Here is a 23837-nt window from a genome sequence, read left to right as displayed (position 1 = left end):
GCGATGAAACGGCGAGCAACCCTGTTCCTGGCGATCGTGCTGTGCACCATCGCGCCATCCGCCCCAGCCTCCGCCACCGCCACCCGCTCTGGCACAGGCACAGGCACCCGCATCGGCACCGCCGCCAGCACGAGCACGCACACCGCCAACGGCACCAACACCGCCACCAGCAGCGCCAACGGCATCGGCACCAGCACCAGCACCAGCACCGCCAATGGCATCGGCACCAGCACCACCAACGGCACCGGCACCACGACGGCGTCGGGGGCGCTCTCGGCGGCCGTCGACCGGTTCCTCGCCGATCCTGCGCTGGCCGGCGCCCAAGCCGGCGTCGTGATCGCGGACGCCCGCTCGGGCGAATTCCTTGTCGACCGCCGCGGCGGCGAGCGCCTCCTGCCCGCCTCGAACGTCAAGCTCCTGACCTCGTCCGCCGCCCTGGCCCTGCTCGGCCCGGACCACCGCTTCGTCACCACCGTCCGCGCGACCGGCTCCCGGACCGGACCGCTCCTCGACGGCGATCTCATTCTGCGCGGCGACGGCGACCCCGCCCTCACCCCCGCCTCCCTCGACACCCTCGCCCGCCGCCTGGCCGCCACCGGCATCCGCCGGGTCACCGGCGACCTGGTCGGTGACGACACGGCCTTCGACGACGTCCGGCTCGGCCTGGAGTGGGCCTGGGACGACGAGTCGTTCGCCGGCGCCGCCCCTGTGTCGGCCCTCACACTGTCACCCGACCGTGACTATCAAGCCGGGACGGTCACGGTCACTGTCCGTGGCGCCCCGCCGGCCGTCCGCCTGACCCCGCCGATCTCGTCGCTGAGCGTCGTCAACCACGCCGTCACCGCTCCGGGCGAGAGCACCATCGCCGTCACCCGCCGCCACGGCACCGGAACACTCCTCGTCACCGGCACGATCGCCGCCGACGCTCCCGCTGAAACGCACGCGGTCACCGTGAGCGACCCCACCCTCGTCACCGTGGAGGTCTTCCGAGAGGCGCTGCGCCGTCACGGCGTACGGCTGGACGGCCGAACGAAACCCTCCCAGCCCTCGCCTCCGGGCAGTCGCGAGCTGGCCCGGCACGCCGGGCCCCCGCTGCGGGCGCTGATGGCCCCGCTCCTGAAAATGTCCAACAACAACATGGCCGAACTGCTGGTCAAGACACTCGGTGGCGGCTCGTGGGAGGCGGGCACGGCCGCCATCGCCGGCTATCTGGCCCGGCTCGGCATCGACCCGGCCACCCTGCGGCAGGTGGACGGCTCGGGGCTGTCCCGGCGCAATCTGATCCCGCCCGCCGCCCTGACTCGGCTGCTCCTCGCCGTGCGCCGCGAACCCTGGTTCGGCACGTGGTTCGCCGCACTCCCTGTAGCCGGCGACCCCGATCCGCTCATTGGCGGCACGCTGCGTAACCGCATGCGCGGCACCGCCGCGGCCGGCACCGTGCACGCCAAGACCGGCACACTCACCGGCGTCTCGGCCCTCTCCGGTTACCTCGAGGGTGACCGTCCGCTGGTCTTCTCGGTGATCGTCAACAACCAGTTGGCGCCCTCGGTCACCACAGTCATCGACCGCCTGGTCGTATCACTTACGCACAGTGACCAGGCTTCGGACGCCCCCGCGGCGGCCGGGTGGCGTACTGCGAATACGGTATGGCGGTGACTTCGCTGGGATGACGACGAGGTGATCTCAGTCGAGCGATGCTGGTCAGGGCAGGGATGCCGCGGCACCGCGCATCGAACGACTCTGGAGAACGGCACCGTGACGACCGAGCAGCCCGCTGTGAGCGGCGACCAGGAGATCGCCCGGCGGACCGACAAGACCCTGGCCGTGCCGTCGGCGCCCTCGTCGTTCGCCGACGATCTCAGCCACTTCATGCTCGTCTACAAGTTCGGCCTGGCCGAGATCGGCACGAAGATCTCGATCCTGGCCGAGGAGCTCGCCCACCGGGGCCGGGGCAACCCGATCGAGCACGTGCTGCCCCGGCTCAAGAGCACACAGAGCCTCACCGCGAAGGCGCAGCGCATCCAGTGCCCGCTCAACCTCGACGACCTGCGCGCCCGCATCAGGGACATCGCCGGCATCCGCATCGTCTGCAGCTTCGTCTCCGACGTCTACACGGTGGCCGACATGCTCACCCGGCAGCCCGACGTCACGCTGATCGAGACGAAGGACTACATCGCCCGGCCCAAGACCAACGGCTACCGCAGCCTGCACCTGATCGTCGAGATCCCGGTCTTCCTGTCCGACCGGGTGGTGTCGGTGCCGGTCGAGGTCCAGCTCCGCACCGTCGCCATGGACTTCTGGGCCAGCCTCGAACACAAGATCCATTACAAGTACGACCCGGACGTGCCGGCCGCGCTGCGGCAGGAGCTGGCGGCGGCCGCTGAGGACGCCGCCCGCCTCGACGTCCGCATGGAACGCCTGCACCGGGAGATCCACGGCCCCCGCCGCTGAAAAAGCCGGAGCGGTCAGACCCAGAGCGCGACCCATTCGATCTCGTCGCCGTCGCTGCCCACGTCCTCGCGGGTGGCGATGTTGACGCCCAGGCCGGGCACGTCCATGCCGTCGGTGAACTCGACCGGGTCGGTCAGCTCGAGGCCGCGGGCGGTGAGCGCCGGCTCCAGCACGCCGAACGTCGTGTCGTACAGCTCGATGCCCTCGTACTGGAGAGAGCCGGCGATGAACAGGATCGACGTGAGCAACCCGTCCTCGTAGCGCAGGAAGAGGGTCGTGTCGGCGTTGCTGAACTGGTCCTCGTAGGGCCGGTTCTCGTCCGGCGCCCCGAAGCGGCCGGCCAGCGCGGCCCGCAACTCCTCACGGCTTGCCCTCAGCCGCACCTCGACATCGCCCGATCGGAGCCCTTTGTTGGGCACCAGTTCCCAGCGCTCGGCCATCCCGGCCCTCCCCAGAAAAGGGTCATGCTAGGCGCGGGCCTGGAAGACGAGGTTGAAGGGGGTCTCGGCGACGCGGCGGAACCGGGCGAAGCCGGCGCCGGTGGCCGCCGCGCGGATGCGGCGCTCACCCGCCTGCGCCCCGAGCGCGGTTCCGACCTCCTGGGAGAGCGAGTTGGGCGTACACAGAAGGGTCGAAGCTCCGTAATAGACCGCGCCGACCGGGTTGAGGTTGTCGCGCACGGTGTCGCCGGCGAACGGCTCGACGATGAGCAGGGACCCGCCGGGCGACAGGCGCGAGCGCAGATGGGCCAGGACGCCGTCCGGGTCGCCCATGTCGTGCAGGCAGTCGAACAGGCAGATCAGGTCGTACTCGCCCTCGAGATCCTTGGCCGGGCCGGTCTCGAAGCGGGTGCGGTTGGCGACGCCGGCCGCGGCCGCGCGCTGCCGGGCCGCCTCGATGGAGCCGGCGTGATAGTCGGTGCCGACGAAGGTGGACCGCGGATAGGCGTCGGCCATCAGGATCGTCGAGGCGCCGAGGCCGCAGCCGATGTCGGCCACCCGGCCCCCGGCCTTGAGCGTGGCCTCGACGCCGTCCATGGCCGGGATCCACGAGTTGACCAGATAGGCGTTGTATCCGGGGCGGAAGAACCGCTCGCAGCCCTCGAACAGGTCGTGGTGGTGCTCGTGCCAGCCGACGCCCTCGCCGGTGCGGAAGGCGTCGACGAGCCGGTCGGTGGAGCGGACGGCGGCCAGCATCAGCTCGAAGCCGCCGATCACGCAGGCCGGGCTGTTCTCGTCGGTCAGCGCGACGGCCTGCTCGGCCGGGAGCACGAAACGGTCGTCGCCGGAGAGCTCGACGTATCCGGCCGCGGCCTGGGCCGACAGCCACTCGCGGACGTAGCGCTCGGCCGTCCCGGTCCGCTCGGCCAGCTCGGCGGCCGTCACCGGCTTCCCGTCGGCCATGGCCTTGTACAGGCCCAGCTTGTCGCCGATCACCGCCAGCGACCCGGTCAGCATGGAGCCGAAGTCGCCGACCGCCTTGAAGACGAAGTCCATCAGGCGCTGCTCGTTCAATGTCGTAGTCGTCATGCCGGGCAAGCTATTCCGGCCGATTTCCGTTTCGTGTCCGCTTCCCGTCCGCACGTGCGGCGCGGGGCGCGCACAATCACCGGCATGCCCGGCGAGCTGCGCATCCGGCTGTTCGGCGGCTTCCACGCGGAGGCCGGCGGCGAGACCGTCGTGGACTGGCATCGCAGCGCCGCGCTCTCCCTGGTCAAGCTGCTCGCGGTCACTCCCGGCCACCGGATCCACCGCGAGCGGGCAATCGATCTGCTGTGGCCGTCGATGCCGTCCCGGCTGAACAAGGCTCTGCACTTCGCCCGCCGCGCGCTGGGCGGCGAACACCTGCTCCTGCGAGGCGACATGCTCAGCCTGGACGGTTCGCCGCTCTGGGTCGACGCCGACGCCTTCGAGGAGGCGGCCGGGCGGGGCGACATTCCCCAGGCCCTTCAGTTGTACGCCGGTGAGCTGCTCCCGGAGAACAGGTTCGACGCCTGGGCGTCGCCCCGCCGCGACCAGCTGCGCGACATGCTGGCTCCGCTCCTGCTGTCCTGGGCCGACGGTCTGCGCACCCGCGGCGACCGGCGCGGCGCGATAGCGGCGCTGGAGCGGCTCGTCGAGGCCGACCCGCTGCGCGAGGAGGCGTACGCGCGGCTCATCGCCCTCGAGGAGCGCCATCGCGCGCTGCGCTGGTACACGCGGATCGAGTCGCTGCTGCGCGAGGAGCTCGGCGTCGCGCCGGGCGCCGCGCTGCGACGGGCACACCGGGCGCTGCTGACCGCGCCCGCGTCGCCGGGCGACGCCGAGGAGCGGAAGCTGGTCACCGTGCTCGACGCCGACTTCCGCGGCGCGCCGGGCGACGATCCCGAACGGGCCCGGCGCGAGGTGGCGGCCTGGACCGGCCTGCTCCGCGAGATCGCCGAGCGCTGGGGCGGCACGGTCCGGCCCCGGGTCGGTGGCGGGGTCATCGCCGTCTTCGGCTATCCGGCCGCGCGCGAGGACCACGCCTCGCGGGCGCTGTGGGCCGGCTTCGAGATGTTGCAGCGCTCGTCGGCGCCGCTGCGCCTCGGCGCCGACACCGGCGAGATCATCGCGCCCGATCCGCCCTCCGAGGCGCTCGACGACATGGGCGGCGCGGTCCTGGACGGGGCCGCCCGGCTGCGGGAGGCGGCTCCCCCGCGCACGCTGCACGCCACCGGGCGCACCCGGCGGGCCGCCCACCGCGGGGCCTTCCGCTTCGGCGGCAGCCGCCTGCTGGCCGCGTCGTGGGCCGCCGAGCAGCAGCCGACCGGCGAGCCGCCGATGGTCGGCCGCGCCGGTGAGCTGAGTGCCGTCCTCGGGCTCATCGACGAGGCCGTGACGAGCCGCCGGCCGCGCCTGGTCACGGTGGCCGGCGCGGCCGGCATCGGCAAGAGCCGCCTGGTCCGCGAGGTCGTGCTGGAGGCGGTGGCGGCCCGGCCCGGCATGCGGGTGCTGCGCGGGCGGTGCCTGGCCGCCGGTGACGGCATCACCTACTGGCCGCTCGGCGAGATCCTGCGCGACGCGTGCGGCATCCCGCTGAGCACACCCGGCCCGCTCGCCGCCGAACGGCTCCGCCGCGCCGCCGGGCCGCTCGGCCCGCCGACCGTTCACGCGCTGGCCGCCGGGGCCGCCATCCGCCTGCCCGGGAACCCGCTCGACAGCGCCGATCCGCGGACGGTCGACGACGAGCTCGGCCGGGCCTGGCCGCGATTCGTCACCGCGCTCGCCGCCCGCGGCCCGCTCCTGCTGGTCGTCGAGGACCTGCACTGGGCCGGCGCGCCCATGCTGGCCATGCTGACCCGGCTGCTGGCCCGCTCGGCCGGCCCGGTCGTCCTGCTCGCCACCGCGCGGCCCGAGCTGCTCGAACGGGATCCCGCCGTCGCCGGCGCGGCCGGCGCCTCCATCGTGTCGCTCGGCGCGCTCACCGACGAGGCCGCCCGCGAGCTGGTCACCCGCCTGCCGCACGATCCCGGGCGCCGCGACGAGATCCTGGCCCGGGCCGAGGGCAACCCCTACTTCCTCGGGCAGCTCGCCGCCCACCTGGCCGAGGGCGGCTCGGGCGCGGCCCTGCCCGACACCCTGCACGCCCTGCTGTCGGCGCGGGTCGACGCGCTGCCGCCGGCCGAGAAAAGCCTCCTGCGGGCGGCCGCCGTCATCGGCCGGGTCTTCTGGACCGAGCCGCTACGCGACCGCCACGACCCGTCGGCTCTGTCCTCTCTGGAGGCCCGCGGCCTGGTCCTGGCCCGGCCGGGGCCGGGGCTTCAGGAGTACGCCTTCACGCACGCCCTGCTGCGCGACGTCGCCTACGCCGCGCTGCCGACCGCCCAGCGCGCCACCGGGCACGCCGACGTGGCGGCCTGGCTCGAGGAGGTCTCCCGCGACCGGATCGACGAGGTCGTCGAGCTGGTCGCCTTCCACTACGCGGCGGCCGCCGACAACGCCGAGACCAACGATTGGGTGCGGGCGAAGGCGTACCGCTCCCTCATCGCCGCCGGCGTCGGCGCCCGCCGCCGCTACGCCGTGGACAAGGCGCTGGAACTGCACCGGCGGGCGCTGCGGTACGCGGCCGACCCGGCCGAGGCCCTGGAGGCGATCGGCGACGACCACGAGACCGCCTACGCCGGCGACGACGCCGTCTCGGCCTGGCGGGAGGCGATCGCGCTCACCCACGGCGACCGCCGGGCCGCGCTCTGCCTGAAGACCGCGCAGATGGTGGTGACCCGCTGGGGCGGCTTCCGGGTGCCGGCCGATCCCGCCCTGGGCGACCGGGTGATCGACGAAGGGCTGGCCGCCGTCAGCGATCCCGCCACCAAGGCGCGGCTGCTCTCCCTGCGCGCGCTGTGCGGCTGCCGCTGGTCGTGGACCGGCCGCCCCGATCCCCTGCCCGTGGCCCGCCGCCGCCAGGCCGCCGACGCGGCGTGCACCCTGGCCGGCCGGCTCGGCTCGCCCGCACTGCGCGGGGTGTCCCTGCTCGGCCTGGCCGCCGTGCACTTCCAGGAGGGCCGCTACGACGACGCCGTGATGAACGTGCTGGACCAGGTCGGGAACGACGGCAGCGAGCGGGACCGGGCGCTGGCCCACCTCATCGCCTGCCTGCTCATCACCGACGTCCGCGGCGACCACGTGACCGCACTGGAGCACGCGCTGCTGGCGTACGCCGGCGCCCGCGACTTGTCCCCGCACGACCGCCTGCACGGCACGGCCGTGGTGATGACCTGTCTCGAACATCTGGGCCGCTGGGACGAGATCGACCCGTACCTGGCGGAGCACCTGACGTTGCGCCAGGGCCCCGAGGCCGAGATGAGCTGCCCCTACATCCGGTCGGGCCCGCTGGTCGCGGCCCTGGCCCTGGCCCGCCGGGGCGATCCGGGCGAGGCCCGCCGGGTGGCCGCCACCGTCACCCCCGACCTGGTGCAGCCCGGCAATCCGGAGGCCGCCCGGGCCCGCCTGCTGATCGAGCTCGGCGATCCGGCCGCCGCCCGCGACCTGGCGCTGCGGCTCGTGGCCCGGCGCCGCCGCCCCGGCCCCGAGGAGATTCCGCACGAGGCCCTGGCGCTCGTCGAGGCGTACGAGCAACTGGCCGACCATGACGCGCTGCGCGAGTTCCTCCCCACCGCCCGCGCGGCCGCCGGCTACTTCGCCTCGATCACCCCGCACTGCGACCGGGCCGAGGCCAGGGCGCTGGCCGCCGCCGGCGACCACTCCGCCGCGGCTGCCCTGCTGACCCGCGCCGCCGAGGCGTTCGACGGCATGTCCCTGCCGCTTCAGGCGGCCCGCGCGCGCACAGCCGCGAACTCCGTAGGCTGACCACCGTGCTTCTGAAGACCGAACGCCTGCTGTTGCGCCCCTTGCGGCCCGGCGACGAGGCCGACGTGCTGGCCTACCGGGGCCGGCCCGACGTCTCGCGCTACCTGGAGAGCGAGCCCATGGCGCCGGAGGAGGTGGCGCCGTTCATCGCCGAGCGGGCCAACGCCACGCGCATCGAGAAGGAGGGCGACCGCATCCTGCTGGGCGTCGAGGTCGAGGGTCACGTCATCGGAGACGTACGCCTGCGCGCGGGCCGCCTCGACGACGAGCAGGGCGAGCTCGGCTGGGTCTTCCACCCCGGCCACCAGGGCCAGGGCTACGCCACCGAGGCCGCCCGAGCGCTGGTCCGCCTCGGCTTCGACGACCTGGGCCTGCACCGCGTCTGGGCCCAGCTCGACCCGCGCAACGAGGCCTCGGCCCGGGTCTGCCGCCGCCTCGGCATGCGGCAGGAGGCCCACCTGGTCGAGGAGTCCCGCTTCAAGGGCGAGTGGGGCGACCTGGCCATCTACGCCCTCCTCGACCGCGAGTGGCGGGCCGCGACACGGAAACCAGGCTGACATGGACTTCTTGAAGGGCCGGGTGCTCCGGCCCGGCGACGAGGGCTTCGACACCGTTCACCGGCCATGGAACCTGGTCGGGCAGGAGGTGAGCGCGGTCGTGGAGGCCGCCGACATCGAGGACGTGGTCGCGCTGGTGCGGCACGCGAGGGAGAACGGGCTTCAGATCGCCACCCAGGCCGGCGGGCACGGCGCGTCGGGCAACGCCGGCGGGGCGATCCTGCTGCGGCTCGACCGCCTGGACGAGCTGAGTGTCGATCCGGTCGCCGCGACGGCGAGGGCGGGCGCGGGGGTCCGCTGGGGCGCGATGCAGGAGGCGGCAGGCGCGCACGGGTTGACGGGTCTGGCCGGCAGTTCCCCGATCGTGAGCGTCACCGGTTACACGCTGGGTGGCGGATTGAGCTGGTTCGGCCGGGCGTACGGCTGGGCCGCCGACAGCGTGACCGCGTTCGAGGTGGTCACCGCGGAGGGCGACCGCAAGCGGCTGACCGGCGGCGACCTGTTCTGGGCGCTGCGAGGCGGTGGCGGCGACTACGCCATCGTGACGGCGATCGAGTTCGGGCTGCATCCGGCACCGAGCCTCTACGGCGGCCGGATGCTGTGGCCATTGTCAGAGGCACGGCAGATCTTCCAGACGTACGCCGAAATCACCACCGCCGCACCCGAGGCGCTCACGCTGTGGCTGGGAGTGCTGAACTTCCCCGGGATGGACCCACTGGTCGCGGTCGACGTCACCTATCTGGGCCCACCGGCCGAGGCGGCCGAGTTGCTGCGGCCGTTCGGGAAACCGGCGCGCGACAGCCGTCGCGTCCTGACCCCGGCCGAGCTGGGCGCGATCACGGCGGACCCGGTCGACCCGAGCGCCTCAGCCTCCCGAAGCCTCTTGCTGACCAGCTTCGACGAGGCGGAGGAGGCACTGCTGGGCCACCCACTGACCCCGGTCTTCGGCGTGCAGCTGCGCCACTTGGGCGGCGCACTGGCCGCCCCGTCGACCACCCCGTTCGGCCCACTGACCGAGCCGTACTACGTCTACGCGCTGGGCGCCCCCGGCAAGGCCACCTACGCCGGCCTGGACAAGCTCACGGCCCACCTGGGCACGTCGGTGAGCCCCCGCAAGCCGTACTTCGCCCTGTCCCCTTCAGACACGGCAGCCAACACCTTCACCCCCGACACGCTGAAACGCCTACAGGCCATCAAGCAACGCCACGACCCCCATTCGGTGCTGCGCGCCAACTACCCGATCAGCCGGCCCTGACAGTAGGCCCCGGTCCAGACGACCTCAGGCCCAACCGGACCGGCACTCGCGTCGATGACGAGTGCGATCGCGCGGCTACGCGAGTTCGGGGCTCCGATGCTCGTGCCCATTTCGCCGACAACTGCATTCGTTACCATCGGCACCACACGCGAGCCTCCTGGATGCCCCAGACAATTGCCGGCGTCAGAGTGGTCCACTGCCGTTGTAATTGTTTTCACGACGGCTGAATATTCGCGGCGCCGTGCCCTTGTTTCGTTTCGTTCAGTGGCGGCGGCTTGTCGTGTGCTGTTCCTGGTTTTCTGTGGGGCGCAGTAAGACGTGCGGCCGAGGGCCGCCGTCGTGGTCGGGGCGATGTTGCGGTGGGTGCCCGGCAGGCACCGTCGGTAGCCGGCAGCACCGTGGCCGGTAAATCAATGGGAGCCGGTCTTGGTGGCCACCATCGGGGTTTGAGCGGCTCGTGCGGGCACGGCTCGAGGCGCTGCACCGACCGGCCTGAGGCCACCCGTATCAACGCTGACCCGGCAGGTGGCGGCCAGGTCGGGAGGCCAGGCCTGGGTCGGCCAGACCGGCACGGCAAGATCGGCTCGGCCAGGCTGGAGGTGGCCAGGCCAGGGGCAGCCGAGTCCGGCGCAGTCAGGCCAGGGGGTGGCCAGGCCAGGGGTGGCCAGGCCAGGGGTGGCCAGGCCAGGGGTGGCCAGGCCAGGGGTGGCCAGGCCAGGGGTGGCCAGGCCAGGGGTGGCCAAGTCCGGCGCGGTCAGGCCAGGGGTGGCCAGGCCGTCTGGGGCGGCCAGAATCCGGGTGGTCGGGTCTGCGGCGGCCGCGCCCGCGATGACCGGACCCGCAATGGCCAGGTCTGAGGCGGCCCGATCCAGCGCGACCGGGGCTGGCTTGGCCGAGTCGATCGGGCCGGCGGCGGCCGCGATGACCGGACCCGCAGTGACCAGGTCTGAGGCGGCCCGATCCAGCGCGACCGGGGCTGGCTTGGCCGAGTCGATCGGGCCGGCGGCGGCCGCGATGACCGGGCCCGCAGTGACCAGGTCTGGGGCGGCCCGATCCAGCGCGACCAGGGCCGGCGTAGCCGAGTCTGAGACGGCCGCACCCGCAATGACCGGACCCGCAATGGCCCGACCTGGCGCGGCTGGGGCTGGCGTGGTCGAGTCGATCGGGCGAGCGGCGGCCGAGTTCGTCGAGGTCAGCGAGTGGCGGTGGCGTGGTTGATACGGGCGCGGTGGGGCCAGCGGCGGCATCGGTCTGTCGCCGTGCAGGCTGCGCCATTTTCGGGTATGGCGTTGTATCAATCCGTACTGCCGGCGCTCGTGATGCTCGCGGCGGAATTCCTCGGCGCCGGCGGAATAATTACGGCGTTTGGTGGGATCGCGCCATTGCGCTATCCGAGTGCGGCTGAACAACTGCATCTGACCCCGTATCTGGCGCATGAGTTATTGTCCCGCAAAAGTCATCGGAGCGGTAAGAGGAAAGCCTGACACATTCACATGCGATCCAGTCCGCATTCGCATACCGCCGCCCGGAAGCCGGCAAGAGGGGTGACACCCGAACCACCAGCATCAACCGAACGCCCAGGCCCGCGCGTCACACCCACCACATGAGCACACCTCCATCGGGCCGGTTTATTTTGGATTGCTCAAGTTGGCCGTTAAAGCTCACACCTATTCCCCCCTGACCGATTTGTCAGGTGAGCTGCCTTCCGCAGAGGGTTGACGACCGACAACGAGGCACCCATGACGACGAGCACCTCCGGCAACTCCGTGACGCGGTGGTTCGCCAATATGAAGATCAACAGCAAGATCGGGGTGCTGGTCGCGGTCCTCACCGTGGCCGCGCTCGGGGTCGGCGTCATCGGCATCAACCGGATGAGCACCCTCAACGACGAGCTCGAGACCATGAAGTCCAAGCATGTCGAGAGCATGGCCAACCTTCTCGGCGTCCAGGGCGGCATGTCCGACATGTACCGCGAGATGCTGATCTATAGCCTCGGGGCCTCCGCCGCCGAGAAGGCCGACGCCATCACGCAGACCAAGGCCGCCGACGCCGAGATCGACGCGTCGCTCGAGGCCTACTCGGCCGCCGCGGCCGGGTCGGCCACCCGGCAGGCCGCCGTGACGACCCTGACCGAGGCTTTCGCGACCTACCGCGACCTGCGCAACGTGCTCCTCTACCGGGAGAGCCCGCCGTCCGGCTTCACCATGCCGGCCGATGTCGGTGCCGCCTTCGACGAGGCCGAGGGCGCCGTCAACAACACTGTCGACCAGCTCCGGAACCTCGAGAAGACCGAGGCCAACGACCGGGCCGAGAAGGCCTCCGCCGCCTACTCGACGGCGCGGACCTGGGTGATCATCGCGATCGTCGTGGGCCTTCTGCTCGGATTGATCCTGGCGTACGTCATCTCGTCCACGATCAAGCGCCAGGTCACCTCGGTCGGCAACGCCCTGCGCTCGCTCGCCGCCAACGACCTGACCACCTCGGCCACCGTGTACGGGCGGGACGAGATCGGCGAGATGGCGGTCGCCGTCAACGAGGCCCGGGACGGCCTGCGGCACACGCTGAACGAGGTCACCGCCACCGCCGCCACGCTCGCCGCGGCCGGGGCCGACCTGTCCGACGCCAACCAGGAGATCTCGGCCCACGCCCGGGAGGCCGCCGCGCAGGCCGACATGGTGTCCTCGGCCGCCGACCAGGTGTCGGTGAACGTGTCGACCGTCGCCGCCGGCTCGGAGGAGATGGGCGCGTCGATCCGGGAGATCAGCCAGAACGCCAACGACGCCGTGCAGGTCGCGGCGCAGGCCGTCGGGGTCGCCGAGGCCACCAACCGCACCGTCTCGAAACTGGGCGAGAGCTCGGCCGAGATCGGCAACGTGGTCAAGACGATCACCGCCATCGCCGAGCAGACGAACCTGCTGGCGCTCAACGCGACCATCGAGGCGGCCCGGGCCGGCGAGACCGGCAAGGGCTTCGCCGTCGTGGCCGGCGAGGTCAAGGACCTGGCCCAGGAGACGGCCAAGGCGACCGAGGACATCTCGCGGCGGGTCGAGGCCATTCAGGCCGACACGTCCAGCGCTGTCGACGCCATCGGGGAGATCAGCCGGATCATCGCCCGGATCAACGACTACCAGGTGACCATCGCCTCGGCGGTCGAGGAGCAGACGGCCACCACGGGTGAGATGACCCGCAGCGTCGGCGACGCGTCCGGCGGCACGACCGACATCGCCGCCAACATCACCGGCGTGGCCAACGCGGCCCAGTCGACGACCGCCGCCCTGACCCGCGCCACCACCACCGTCGACAACCTGTCGCGGGTGTCGTCGGAGCTTCAGGTGATGGTCGGCCGGTTCCGCCTCTGATCAAGCGCGAAGGGTACGGCCGCGGCGGCTGACCACACGACGAAGGAGACCAGCGCCAGCGTCAAGCCGTGTTCGGCACCGTTCCGCAGCCACGCGACCACCACTCCCGCCTGCACGATCGCGAAGACCAAGAAAATTGCGGCCGTACGAAGGAGCCACCGCCCCGCGCTCGGCAAGCGGTTCATGGCGATCGCCGTCACGACGATGACGCAGAGCAGGCCCACGAACGCGGTCACCGCCACGGCCAGGAACGGAAAGGCGAACAAGACCGAGGACGGGTCCGTACGCCCGAGCTCCGCGAACAACAGCAGGAACGGCCCGAACGCCACCTGCGGCAGCAGGAACCACGCCCAGTGCGCGCTCCCGCCGGCCCGCACGTTCGCCGCGACCGCCGCGCCGGTGGCGGCCAGGCCCGCGAACAGCACCGCGATCGCCACCCCGAACAGCACGTCCTCCGAGCGGTAGGAGTCGGTGATCTTCTTCAGGTCGGGGGCCGGCACGGCCGCCGCGTGGGCCGTGGCCGGGAAGCCGATCCGCGTCCACGTGCCCGCCGCGTCGCGCACCGCGAAGCCGTCCCGCCGGTTCGCCGCCACCACCACGTGCCCGCCCGAGGGCAGGTCCTGCACGACGATCGACCGGCCGGTGAGCTGGCCGTCCCGGTTGTAGACGTCGCCGTAGTCGCGGTAGAGCGCCTCCCGCTCCTCCTCCGACAGCCGCCAGTCGTCGGCCCACGTCCGGCCGTCCGTGGTCATCTGGACCGCCAGCTCGCCCGGCACCAGCCGGTAGCAGGTCTTGGGCTGGGCCTTCGAGCACGCCTCGCGCCGCGGCTGAGTGACCGTCTCGGTGACACCGGCCGGCGCCACCGCCGGCAGCCAGGTGTGCCCGCCGTCGCGGCTGACCGACCAGTTGGCCGTGCGGTAGGGCTGCTCGTTCGCCCCCGCGTACAGGACCCCGCCGATCGACTCCACCGAATCCGCCGACGGGCTCTCCGGCGCGCTGGTCGCGACCACTCCCACCAGCGCCACCGGCAGCAGCACCCCGATCCGGGCCGCCCGCCACCAGCGCCCGCCGGCCCCGGCCGAGGAATGGCGATAGGCCCAGTAGGCCACCCCGAGAAACGGGAGCGTGATCAGATCGGTGAGGTCGGTCCGGAACTCGGTGGCCAGGAGCAGCGACCACGTGTCCGAGGCGGTCGTGGTGGCGTACGGCCAAGCCTTGACCAGGGCGAAACCCACACCGACGGTGACCGTCGCGATCAGCCCGACCCGCCGGTCTTTCACCAAAGGAGTCAGCAGGACCGCGAGCAGCGCCGGCGCCATGATCAGGCCGGCCGCGTCGCTGAGCTTACCGGTGAGCCAGCCCGGATGCGCCGCCTTGAGGTAGTGGTCGTTGAGCAGCAGCAGACCCAGCCCGAGCACCGTGACGGGATGGATCAGCCAGCTGAAGGCGACGCGTCTCACCACTACAAGATCGCGTCACCGCGTCACGGCCCGGACACGCAGCAGTATCGATGTCGGCAGCGAAAAGCCCGGCCGATCGCGATCGGCCGGGCTTGCGCGGAACGGGTCAGACGAGGTCGTAGCGGTCGAGCTCCATGACCTTGGTCCAGGCCGCGACGAAGTCGTTGACGAACTTCTCGGTGGCGTCGTCGCTGGCGTAGACCTCGGCGAGGGCGCGCAGCTGCGAGTTGGAGCCGAAGATGAGGTCGACCGCGGTGGCGGTCCACTTCACCTGGTCGGTGGCGAGGTCGCGGATCTCGTAGACGTGCTCGCCGCTCTCCGCCGCCTTCCACTTGGTGCCCGGGGAGAGCAGGTTGGCGAAGAAGTCGTTGGTCAGCACGCCCGGCTTGCCGGTGAGCACGCCGTGCTGGGCGCCACCGAAGTTGTTGCCGAGAGCGCGCAGGCCGCCGACCAGGACGGTCATCTCGGGCGCGGTCAGGTTGAGCATGTACGCGCGGTCGACCAGCAGGATCTCGGGCTGGGTCTTCTCGCCGGGGCGCAGGTAGTTGCGGAAACCATCGGCGCGGGGCTCGAGGACCTTGAACGACTCGACGTCGGTCTGCTCCTGGGTGGCGTCGGTGCGGCCCGGGCGGAACGGCACGGTGACCTTGACGCCGGCGTCGGCCGCCGCCTTCTCCACCGCGGCCGAGCCGGCCAGCACGATCAGGTCGGCCACCGAGATCTGGGCGCCGCCGGCCGCGTTGAACTCCTGGGCGATGGCCTCGATCTTGGTCAGCGCGGCCGCGACCGGCTGGTTGACCTCCCAGCTGCGCTGGGGCTCGAGACGGATGCGGGCGCCGTTGGCGCCACCGCGCTTGTCGGTGGAGCGGAAGGACGCGGCCGAGGCCCACGCGAGCTGCACGAGCTCAGCGACCGACAGGCCCGAGTCGAGGACCTTCTGCTTCAGGGCCGCGATGTCGGCCTCGCCGACCAGGGCGCCCTCGACGGCCGGAACCGGGTCCTGCCAGAGCTGGGCCTCGGGGACCCACGGGCCGAGGAAGCGGGCGACCGGGCCCATGTCACGGTGCAGCAGCTTGTACCAGGCCTTGGCGAACGCGAGGCGGAACTCCTCGGGGTTCTCCAGGAAACGGCGGGAGATCTTCTCGTACGCCGGGTCGACGCGCAGCGACAGGTCGGTCGTCAGCATCGTCGGGCGGTGCTTCTTCGACTCGTCGAACGGGTCCGGGATGATCTCGTCGGTCGTCTTCGCCACGTACTGCTTGGCGCCACCGGGGCTCGTGGTGAGCTCCCACTCGTAGCCGAAGAGGATCTCGAAGAAGCGGTTGCTCCACTGGGTCGGCTTGTCGGTCCAGGTCACCTCGAGGCCGGAGGTGATCTGGTCGGGGCCCTTGCCGCTGCCGTGGGTGCTCAGCCAGCCCAGGCCCTGCGCCTCGATCGGGGCGGCCTCGGGCTCGGGGCCGACGTGACCGTCGGCGACACCGGCGCCGTGGGTCTTGCCGAAGGTGTGGCCGCCGGCGATCAGCGCGACGGTCTCCTCGTCGTTCATCGCCATGCGGGCGAAGGTCTCACGGATGAAGTGCGCCGCCGCTGCCGGGTCGGCGGAGCCCTTCGGACCCTCGGGGTTGACGTAGATGAGGCCCATCTCGGTCGCGCCGACGCCCTCGGCCATCGTCTTCTCGGAGGCGTAGCGCTCGTCGCCGAGCCAGGTGTCCTCGGGACCCCAGAAGATCTCCTCCGGCTCCCACGTGTCGACGCGGCCGAAGCCGAAGCCGAAGGTCTGGAAGCCCATGTCCTCCAGGGCCACGTTGCCGGCCAGGACGAGCAGGTCGGCCCAGGAGATCTTCTGGCCGTACTTCTGCTTGACCGGCCAGAGCAGGCGGCGGGCCTTGTCGAGGTTGGCGTTGTCGGGCCAGCTGTTGAGCGGGGCGAACCGCTGGCCGCCGTCGCCGGCGCCACCACGGCCGTCCTGGATGCGATAGGTGCCCGCGGCGTGCCAGCTCATGCGGATCATGAGGCCGCCGTAGTGGCCGAAGTCGGCCGGCCACCACTCCTGCGAGGAGTGCAGCGTCTCGGCGATGTCGCGCTTGATGGCCTCGACGTCGAGCTTGGCGAACTCCTTGGCGTACTCGAACGCGGGGCCGAGCGGGTTGGCCTTGGACGAGTGGGCGTGCAGGACCGTCAGGTCGAGCTGGTTGGGCCACCAGTCCTTGTTCGTGCGCGGGCGTCCGCCGGTGTGCGGTGTCGGCGAGTCGATCGCCGGATTTTCGCTCTCACTGCCGTGCGCGGTGACGGAGTCGTGCGCGACCGGGCAGCCAGAGGCCTTCGGGTCCTGGGTGTCGCTCATCAGTTTCCTTCCGAACAATCGGGGCAGGTGCCCCAGTAGACGACTTCCGCCTCGTCGACCACGAAGCCGTGATCGTCGGATGCGGTGAGACAGGGGGCATGGCCGACGGCGCACGCGACATCCGCGATCGCGCCGCAGGACCGGCACACGACGTGATGGTGGTTGTCGCCGACCCGGGTCTCGTAGCGCGCCGTGGCGCCACGAGGCTGGATGCGGCGCACCAGACCGGCGTCGGTGAGCACACGCAGTACGTCATACACCGCCTGGTGCGACACCGCGGGGAGATCCGCCCGAACGAGCGAGATCACCGCGTCGGTGTCGACGTGTGGGTGGTCGCGCAGCGCGGCCAGCACCGCCAGACGGGGACGCGTGACACGCAGCGAGACCGCCCGAAGCCGCGCTTCGAAGCCGTCCGCCATGCGACGAACAGTAGTCCACTTTTCTGGAACAGATCAAGTTTTCAGTGCGGCGGGGTGAGCGGCACCTGGGCCACGCCCCGGGCGGGCGGCGGGATCGGGGTGCCGACCGGCGTGCCGTTGATCAGGATGGGGCCGCTGGGTACCGCCGCCACCGCCGGGACGAGAGCGCGTGCGGCCCGTGGCCACAGGGAGGCCTTGCGCTTGGCCGACACGTCCTCGACCCAGCCGAAGACCAGGATCGCGGCCAGGACCAGGGCCGCCTCGACGGCCAGCATCCAGCCGATGTACGACGGGGTGGCCCACTGGACGTCGTAGTGGGCCAGCAGCAGGGCGGCCACGGTGATCAGCGGGTAGTGCCACAGATAGATGGTGATGGCGCGGGCGTTGACGACCCGGATGCCCTCGGCCAGGGTCGGCACCTTGTCGAGGAAGGCCATCGACGGCTTCAGGCGCAGCACGATCAGCACGAACGCCAGCGACCAGAACGTGCGGGCGATCGGCACCGAGTTCAGGTCGAGGCCGTACACGTCCGAGTTCGAGAACAGGTAGTAGCCGCCGTAGCCGCCCAGCGCCGCGATGGCGGGCAGCAGCACGTAGAGCGGCAACCGGGCCAGGCGCCCGTCGCGGTGGGCGAAGCCGGCGATCCAGCACGCCGCGTACGTCACGAAGTCCCACATGACGCCGTCGACCTGGTCGGGCAGCCGGAAGCCGGTGTAGACGAGCAGGCCCAGCCCGGCCAGTGGGGCCAGGACCATCGCCCAGGACAACCGCTTGTAGAGAAACCACAGCAAGGGCGAGACCAGGACGAACAGGAGGTACGCCCGCAGGTACCAGAGAACCTCCCAGAACGGCTCACCCCAGCTGCTGCCGGGCGGGTCCTCGAGCGGGAAGACCCAGAACAGCAGTTGCAGCTTGTGCAGCGGGTGGTCGGGGTCGGTGGCCCGCCAGCCGTGCCAGAGCATCACGGGCACGGCGATGGCGCCGAACACCCACAGGGCGGGCAGCAGCCGGCGGACCCGCGACCACACGGCCCGGCGGGCGCCGGCCTTGGCCAGCGACGCCGCCATGAGCGAGCCCGCGATCGCGAACATCACGCCCATGGCGGGCAGCACGAAGCTCAGCCACGCCCAGCCGAAGGCGTGATAGACGATCACCCGCACGATGGCGACCGCCCGCAGCGTGTCGATGTACCGGTTGCGGGACCCCGCGGGGGCCGTCGTCGTTGTCATGGGGGCCTTCCGCGGGTGAGCACAAAATCCTGGCGAGTTACAAGATCACGGCTGTGCCCACACTGTGAACCGCCGGACGGCTCGGCCCCGATAAGCCGTCCAGCCAGGACAAACGTCGATCAGCCGGCCTTCACGCCGAGCTTGGCGCACGCCTTGTCGAAGCCTTCGCCGGCCTTGTCGACGGCGCCGCTGTCGAGAACCTTCTCCGGGTCGGCGCTCGTGGCCGCCTTGTCGAACTCCGCCGACAGCTCCTTGAGGTACTTCGTCACCTCACTGTCGGCCTCGCCGCCCTGCGCGATCTTGTCGAGGTCGGCGGCGAAGGTGGCGGTGAGCTTCTTCAGGGCGGCCGGGTCGAACTCCCCCGCGGAGTTCGCGGCCGAGGCGAGCGACGTGGTCATGGTCACCTTGGCCTGGTTGGCCTGCTCGCAGAGCGCTTTGTCACCCGAGGCGGGCGCGGCGGCCGAGGAGGTGGCCGGCGCGGCGGCCGAGGTGGCGGGAGCGGCGGATGAGGTGGCCGGGGCGGCCGCCGTGTCCGTCTTGTCGGAGGAGTCCGAATCGGAGCCGCACGCGGTCAGCAGCGCGAGCGGCAGCGCGATCAGGGTGGACTGGATGAGAGTTAGACGCTTCACGATGGAGCACCCTAGTGCCCGGCGCCCTCGAGCTCATACATCCGCACTCCGTGGGTGCCCGACCGCTTCGCCTCGTACATGGCCAGATCGGCCCGGTGCAACAGCTCGGTCGCCGCGCAGCAACCGGCGTCCGCGACCGCCACGCCGATGCTGGCCCGCGCCCGCAGCTCGACCCCGTCGACCGTCACCGGACGGTCGAGAGCGGCCAGGATCCGCGCCGCCACGTCCAGGGGGCCGCCGGCCGTGAGCACGACGCCGAACTCGTCCCCGCCGAGCCGGCCCAGCAGGTCCTCCTCCCGCACGCAGGATCGCAGCGCGGCCGCCACCGATGTGAGCAGCGCGTCGCCGTACCGGTGCCCGTGGGTGTCGTTCACCGCCTTGAAGCCGTCCAGGTCGACGAAGAGCACAGCGACGTCCGGGGTCAACGGGGTCGCCGCGAGACCGCGCAGGAAGGCGGCCCGGTTGTGCAGCCCGGTCAGCTGGTCGTAGGTGGCCTCGTAGGTGAGCCGCTCCTCCATCTCGACGCGGTCGGTCACGTCGCGGAAGTTGACCACGATCCCGCCCACCGCCGGATTCGCGGTCAGGTCACGCAGCGTCGACTCCACCCACCGCCGGCGGCCGTCCGCGTGCCGCATCCGGGTGAGAAGCGTCTGCGGTGTCGCCGGGTCGGCCACGCACCGCTCGAGGGCGGCCAGGGACACGGCGACGTCGCCGGGCTCCAGCAGCGGCTCCCATCCGCGCCGGACGTACGTCTCGACGTCGTAGCCGAGCAGGTGCTCGATCGCCGGCGAGACATAGCAGAGTGCGCCCGACGGGCTGACCACGCAGTAGACGTCCGAGGAGTCCTGCACGAGCGCCTGGTAGAGCGCCTCGGTCCGCTCGCGCTCCTCGGCCGTGGTGCCCAGGATCCGGATGAACAGGACGGTCAGCAGCGCGCCGAACAAACCGGTCACCTGCGCCTGAACCGGCGGGAGATAGCAGAAGATGCCGCCGAGGGCGATGCCCACCTGGCCGATGGTGATGCTGAGGAACGCGACGGCGGCGACCGGTTTCCACAACCGCCCGCCGAACGTGCGCATGTGCATGCTGAAGACCATGGCGAAGGCCAGGGGCAGCACGGGCCCCCAGCCGATGGCGTAGACGACCCAGCCGGTGATCAGGATGTCCAGGTACGCGGCCAGGCGGCGCTCCCGCAGGGCCGGGAGCTGGGTGACGCCGTACAGCAGGACCGGCAGGACGGTCAGCCACAGCGGGGCGATTCCGACCAGGCCGAACGGGTGCAGCGCGACCACGGCCACGAGCGCCACGATCGCTTCCAGCCGCAGCCCCAGCCGCCTGCCTGTTCCCACAGAGGTGCAGTTCGGCCACGATCGCCGCGACCTGAGAAGTCTGACGTTTAATAGACGTATTTAGATGTTTGGCCCATGTCGCGGCGGCGGAGCGTGCGATCGGATGGCTTCATCAGCCGTTCCACAAAGGAGGTACCGTGCGCGCTCCATCCCGTGCGTCGGCGGGAACCACCGCCGGGCTGCTGGCGGCCGCGCTCGTCCTGGTCGCCGGATCCGGCAGCCAGGCCGCGCCCGCGAGCCCGGCCGCAGCGAAGGCATCGACCGAGGACGGAAGCAAGGACTACCGGCAGGGCCATCTGGCCCCCACGTCCACCCAACGAGCGAAGACGGCGGGCGACCACGTCCGCTGGAACGATTTCGGCACCCCCGCCAGCCTGACCGCCGCCGCCGAGCCTCTCGACGAGGGTCTCGCGGCCGACCCGGTGGCCGCCGCCCGCGCCTACGTCGCCGGCAACCGCGACGTCCTCGGCCTGACCGAGGCCGGCGCCGACTCCCTCGAGCTGCTGACCTCCGCTCCGATCGGGGAGGGCGCGGCGGTCGTCTTCCGGCAGCGCTTCGGCGACCTGGCCGCCGGCCGTGACGGCCTGCTCTCGGTGGGCGTGCGTGACGGCAAGGTCTGGTACGTCAGCTCGTCGCTGGCCCGCGACGCGGCGGCGCCCGAGCCGGCCACGCTCTCCGCCGACCAGGCCGCGGCCGCCGCCAAGGCCGAGGCCGGCCTGCCCGGCGCCGTCGTCATGTCGACCAAGCTGGTGGCCGTGCCCACCGTCGACCGCGGCGCCCGCGCCGCCCATCAGGTCACGTTCGGCGACGATCTCCAGGGCGCCGACCCGGTCGCCTACACGACGTACGTCGACGCCCGCGACGGAAAGGTGCTGGTCCGCGACGACATCGTCGACGCCGACAGCGACCACCCGGAGTGGGAGGTCTTCCCGGCCAACCCGCCGACCAGCTACTCGTCACGCGACACCCGCCGCACGTGGTGCTTCGCCCCCGGGCCGCGCTGCGACGAGGTGGTCGGCACCCCGGCCTCCCCGCTCGGCTGGGACGTCGACCCGGCCACCGGTGAGCCCACCTTCACCACCCGGGGCAACAACGCCATCGCGGTGGAGAACTGGAACTCCAGCGACCCGTTCACGGTCGGCACCGAGACCGCGACCCCGCGGCCGGACCGCGAGTACGACTACCCGTGGACCAACCAGTGGTACCGCGAGCGGTGCGCGCCCACGACCTTCGAGTCGCCGGCCAAGAACGACATCGACGCGGCCCGGGCCAACCTGTTCGCGATGCACAACCGGATGCACGACTGGACGTACCACCTCGGCTTCACCGAGGCGACCTGGAACATGCAGGACGAGAACCCGCGCCCGGGCGGCCTGCCGAACGACTACGAGCAGGGCAACGCACAGGCCGGCGGCATCAGCGGCGGCCCGCCGACCTTCGCCGCCCGCAACAACGCCAACCAGATCACCCCGCCCGACGGCGAGGCCCCGATCACGAACATGTACCTGTGGCAGCCGATCGCGGGCACCTTCTACGGCCCCTGCGTCGACGGTGACTACGACATGTCGGTCATCGCCCACGAGTACGGGCACGCCGTCACCAACCGCATGATCGCCGGCCCGGACGGCGGCCTTTCGTCGCCGCAGGGCATGAGCGAGAGCTGGTCCGACCTGCTGGCCATCGAATATCTCTACGAGCACGGCTACCAGAAGACGTACACGGTCGGCGAATACGTCACGGGTGACGCCACCGCCGGCATCCGCAACCACAACATGAGCCGCAACCCGCAACTCACCTACGGCAGCGTCGACTACGACTTCGTCGGACTCCAGGTCCACGCGTCCGGCGAGCTGTGGAGCGCGACCAACTTCGACATCCGCAAGGCCTTCATGCAGCGGTACGGCTCGGGGTCGCCGGCGTTGCAGAAGTCGTGCGCCAACGGCCGTACGCCGGTGACGTCCTGCCCGGGCAACCGGCGCTGGATCCAGCTGGTCTTCGACTCGTTCCTGCTGCTGGCCAACAGCGCCAACAGCCAGGTCGACGCCCGCGACGCCCTGATCGGGGCCGACCTGGTGCGCTTCGGCGGCAAGAACCAGGACCTGCTGTGGAACGCCTTCGCCCGGCGCGGCCTGGGCCAGAACGCGGTGAGCGCCGGCGCCACCGACGCCGACCCGCGGCCCGACTTCACCTCCCCGTACGCCAAGGAGGCGGTCGTCACGTTCCGCCCGGTCGACGAGCGGGGCAAGCCGGTGGCCGGCGCCAAGCTGTTCGCCGGCGACTACCAGGCGCGGGCGGTGCCGATCGCGGACACCGACCCGGCCACCGCCCTGCCGGACACGGTCAGCATCGTGCCGGGGTCGTACCGGTTCGTCGCCCAGGCGCCCGGTCACGGCCTGGCCCGGGTGGGCGAGTCGCCGTACGGCTGGGGTCAGCGGCGGACGCTCACCGTGCGCATGCCGGTCAACCTGGCGTCGGGCACCTCCGGCGCCACGGCGACCGGCGACGGCGTCAACCTGGCCCGGATCACCGACGACGACGAGGCCACCAACTGGGCGTCGCTGGGCGCGCCGGTCGCCGGCCGTCAGGTCACCGTCGACCTGGCCGGTGACCGGCCCCAGACGGTGCGCCGGGTGCAGGTGAGCGCCATGCTGCGGCCGCAGATCACCACCGACGTGGACAACGCCGCGCAGAGCCGCTTCAGCGCGCTGCGGCAGTTCCGGGTGCTGGCCTGCACGGCCTCGGCCACGGTCACCTGCGCGAACGCGGCCGATTTCCGGTCCGTGTTCACCAGCCGGCCGGACGCGTTCCCGTCGGGCAAGCCCCGGCCCCGCGCGCCCGAGGTCATCGTCCGGTCGTTCGACATCCGGTCGACGACGGCCACGCACCTGCGCCTCGAGGTGCTGACCAACCAGTGCACCGGCGCGCCCGACTACGCCGGTGAGCAGGACGCCGATCCGCGCGCGAACACCGATTGCACCACGGCCAGCCCCCAGGCGCTGAACGTGCGCGTGGCCGAGTTCCAGGCCTTCACCAAGTAATGCGGGGAAGCGTCCCCGGACTACCGCTAGCAGGAATGCGCGGGATGTCCGGGGATGCGACCCTGGTGAGGTGACATTGCGTTGCCTGCTCGTCGATGACAACGAGCACTTCCTAGCCGCCGCGCGCGACCTTCTGGAGCGCGAGGGGCTGGTCGTCGCGGGCACGGCCTCGCACATCGCCGACGCCGTGGGCCGCGCCGGCGAGCTGGGGCCCGACGTGGCCCTGGTCGACATCAACCTGGGCGGGGAGAGCGGCTTCGATCTCGCGCGGCGGCTCTCGCCGACCCCGGTCATCATGATCTCGACGCACGCCGGCGACGACTATCACGACCTCATCGAGGAGAGCCCGGCCATCGGCTTCCTGTCGAAGCTCGAGCTCTCCGCCGCGGCCGTGGAGAAACTCCTAGCGCGCCTCTAGGC

17 protein-coding genes are annotated in these 23837 nt (G+C 71.7%); 8 read left to right on the top strand and 9 right to left on the bottom strand.

Features of this window, described 5'->3' with window-relative positions; translation table 11 throughout:
* The first annotated feature begins 3 nt into the window (after window positions 1-3).
* Together dacB and ACQP2X_RS20465 are read left to right on the top strand one after the other, a co-directional pair.
* Window positions 4-1656: a D-alanyl-D-alanine carboxypeptidase/D-alanyl-D-alanine endopeptidase gene (gene dacB / locus ACQP2X_RS20470; protein ID WP_498699271.1), complete on the top strand. Its 1653-nt coding sequence runs from the start codon at window positions 4-6 to the stop codon at window positions 1654-1656.
* A gap of 99 nt (window positions 1657-1755) precedes the next feature.
* Entirely contained in the window at window positions 1756-2451 is a 696-nt protein-coding gene (locus ACQP2X_RS20465) for a GTP pyrophosphokinase (RefSeq protein ID WP_498699267.1), read from the top strand.
* A gap of 14 nt (window positions 2452-2465) precedes the next feature.
* On the opposite strand, the gene ACQP2X_RS20460 is transcribed toward ACQP2X_RS20465, so the two are convergent.
* The gene (locus ACQP2X_RS20460) at window positions 2466-2891 is read right to left on the bottom strand and encodes a hypothetical protein (protein WP_498699265.1); all 426 of its coding nucleotides are present in this window, start codon (window positions 2889-2891) and stop codon (window positions 2466-2468) included.
* A gap of 27 nt (window positions 2892-2918) precedes the next feature.
* Window positions 2919-3980, bottom strand: coding sequence for a methyltransferase (locus tag ACQP2X_RS20455; RefSeq protein ID WP_498699263.1), 1062 nt, complete (start codon window positions 3978-3980; stop codon window positions 2919-2921).
* Between the two features lie 84 nt (window positions 3981-4064).
* Here ACQP2X_RS20455 and ACQP2X_RS20450 point away from each other — a divergent pair, with 84 nt between their 5' ends.
* Genes ACQP2X_RS20450 through ACQP2X_RS20440 form a run of 3 tightly spaced genes read left to right on the top strand, consistent with a single transcriptional unit; the run spans window position 4065 to window position 9590 of the window.
* Window positions 4065-7778: an ATP-binding protein gene (locus ACQP2X_RS20450; protein ID WP_498699261.1), complete on the top strand. Its 3714-nt coding sequence runs from the start codon at window positions 4065-4067 to the stop codon at window positions 7776-7778.
* 5 nt (window positions 7779-7783) lie between these two features.
* Complete coding sequence (locus tag ACQP2X_RS20445; protein ID WP_498699258.1) at window positions 7784-8335, top strand: GNAT family N-acetyltransferase; 552 nt, start codon at window positions 7784-7786, stop codon at window positions 8333-8335.
* Between the two features lies 1 nt (window position 8336).
* A complete protein-coding gene (locus ACQP2X_RS20440) occupies window positions 8337-9590 on the top strand; it encodes an FAD-binding oxidoreductase (RefSeq protein ID WP_498699256.1) in 1254 nt (417 codons plus the stop codon).
* A 410-nt stretch (window positions 9591-10000) separates the two neighbouring features.
* Here the strand turns inward: ACQP2X_RS20440 and ACQP2X_RS20435 are convergent, their stop codons facing one another.
* Entirely contained in the window at window positions 10001-10837 is an 837-nt protein-coding gene (locus ACQP2X_RS20435; RefSeq protein ID WP_498699253.1) for a hypothetical protein, read from the bottom strand.
* Window positions 10838-11329: 492 nt separating this feature from the next.
* Here ACQP2X_RS20435 and ACQP2X_RS20430 point away from each other — a divergent pair, with 492 nt between their 5' ends.
* Window positions 11330-12949 carry a methyl-accepting chemotaxis protein gene (locus ACQP2X_RS20430; RefSeq protein WP_498699252.1) on the top strand — a complete coding sequence of 540 codons (1620 nt, stop codon included), beginning with the start codon at window positions 11330-11332 and terminating at the stop codon, window positions 12947-12949.
* Here ACQP2X_RS20430 and ACQP2X_RS20425 read toward each other — a convergent pair.
* The 6 genes from ACQP2X_RS20425 to ACQP2X_RS20400 form a co-directional block, all read right to left on the bottom strand.
* A complete protein-coding gene (locus ACQP2X_RS20425) occupies window positions 12919-14409 on the bottom strand; it encodes a hypothetical protein (protein ID WP_498699250.1) in 1491 nt (496 codons plus the stop codon). The genes ACQP2X_RS20430 and ACQP2X_RS20425 overlap by 31 nt on opposite strands.
* 106 nt (window positions 14410-14515) lie before the next feature.
* Window positions 14516-16753 (bottom strand): catalase/peroxidase HPI, encoded by a 2238-nt coding sequence (gene katG / locus ACQP2X_RS20420; RefSeq protein WP_498699249.1) that lies wholly within the window; start codon window positions 16751-16753, stop codon window positions 14516-14518.
* Complete coding sequence (locus tag ACQP2X_RS20415; RefSeq protein ID WP_498699247.1) at window positions 16753-17172, bottom strand: Fur family transcriptional regulator; 420 nt, start codon at window positions 17170-17172, stop codon at window positions 16753-16755. Before ACQP2X_RS20415 ends, katG begins: the two co-directional genes overlap by 1 nt.
* A gap of 41 nt (window positions 17173-17213) precedes the next feature.
* On the bottom strand, window positions 17214-18401 hold the full coding sequence (locus tag ACQP2X_RS20410) for an acyltransferase family protein (RefSeq protein WP_498699245.1): 1188 nt from the start codon (window positions 18399-18401) through the stop codon (window positions 17214-17216).
* Between the two features lie 119 nt (window positions 18402-18520).
* Entirely contained in the window at window positions 18521-19030 is a 510-nt protein-coding gene (locus ACQP2X_RS20405) for a hypothetical protein (protein ID WP_498699242.1), read from the bottom strand.
* An 11-nt stretch (window positions 19031-19041) separates the two neighbouring features.
* On the bottom strand, window positions 19042-20379 hold the full coding sequence (locus tag ACQP2X_RS20400) for a diguanylate cyclase domain-containing protein (protein ID WP_498699240.1): 1338 nt from the start codon (window positions 20377-20379) through the stop codon (window positions 19042-19044).
* 137 nt (window positions 20380-20516) lie between these two features.
* Here ACQP2X_RS20400 and ACQP2X_RS20395 point away from each other — a divergent pair, with 137 nt between their 5' ends.
* Together ACQP2X_RS20395 and ACQP2X_RS20390 are read left to right on the top strand one after the other, a co-directional pair.
* The gene (locus ACQP2X_RS20395) at window positions 20517-23417 is read left to right on the top strand and encodes a M36 family metallopeptidase (RefSeq protein ID WP_498699238.1); all 2901 of its coding nucleotides are present in this window, start codon (window positions 20517-20519) and stop codon (window positions 23415-23417) included.
* Window positions 23418-23487: 70 nt separating this feature from the next.
* Window positions 23488-23835, top strand: coding sequence for a response regulator (locus ACQP2X_RS20390; RefSeq protein ID WP_498699237.1), 348 nt, complete (start codon window positions 23488-23490; stop codon window positions 23833-23835).
* Window positions 23836-23837 lie beyond the last annotated feature (2 nt).

Source organism: Actinoplanes sp. CA-131856, from assembly GCF_050956135.1.
GTDB lineage: Bacteria > Actinomycetota > Actinomycetes > Mycobacteriales > Micromonosporaceae > Actinoplanes.
The sequence above is the reverse complement of the archived record's forward strand: the minus strand, read 5'-3'. Positions and strand labels throughout refer to the sequence as shown.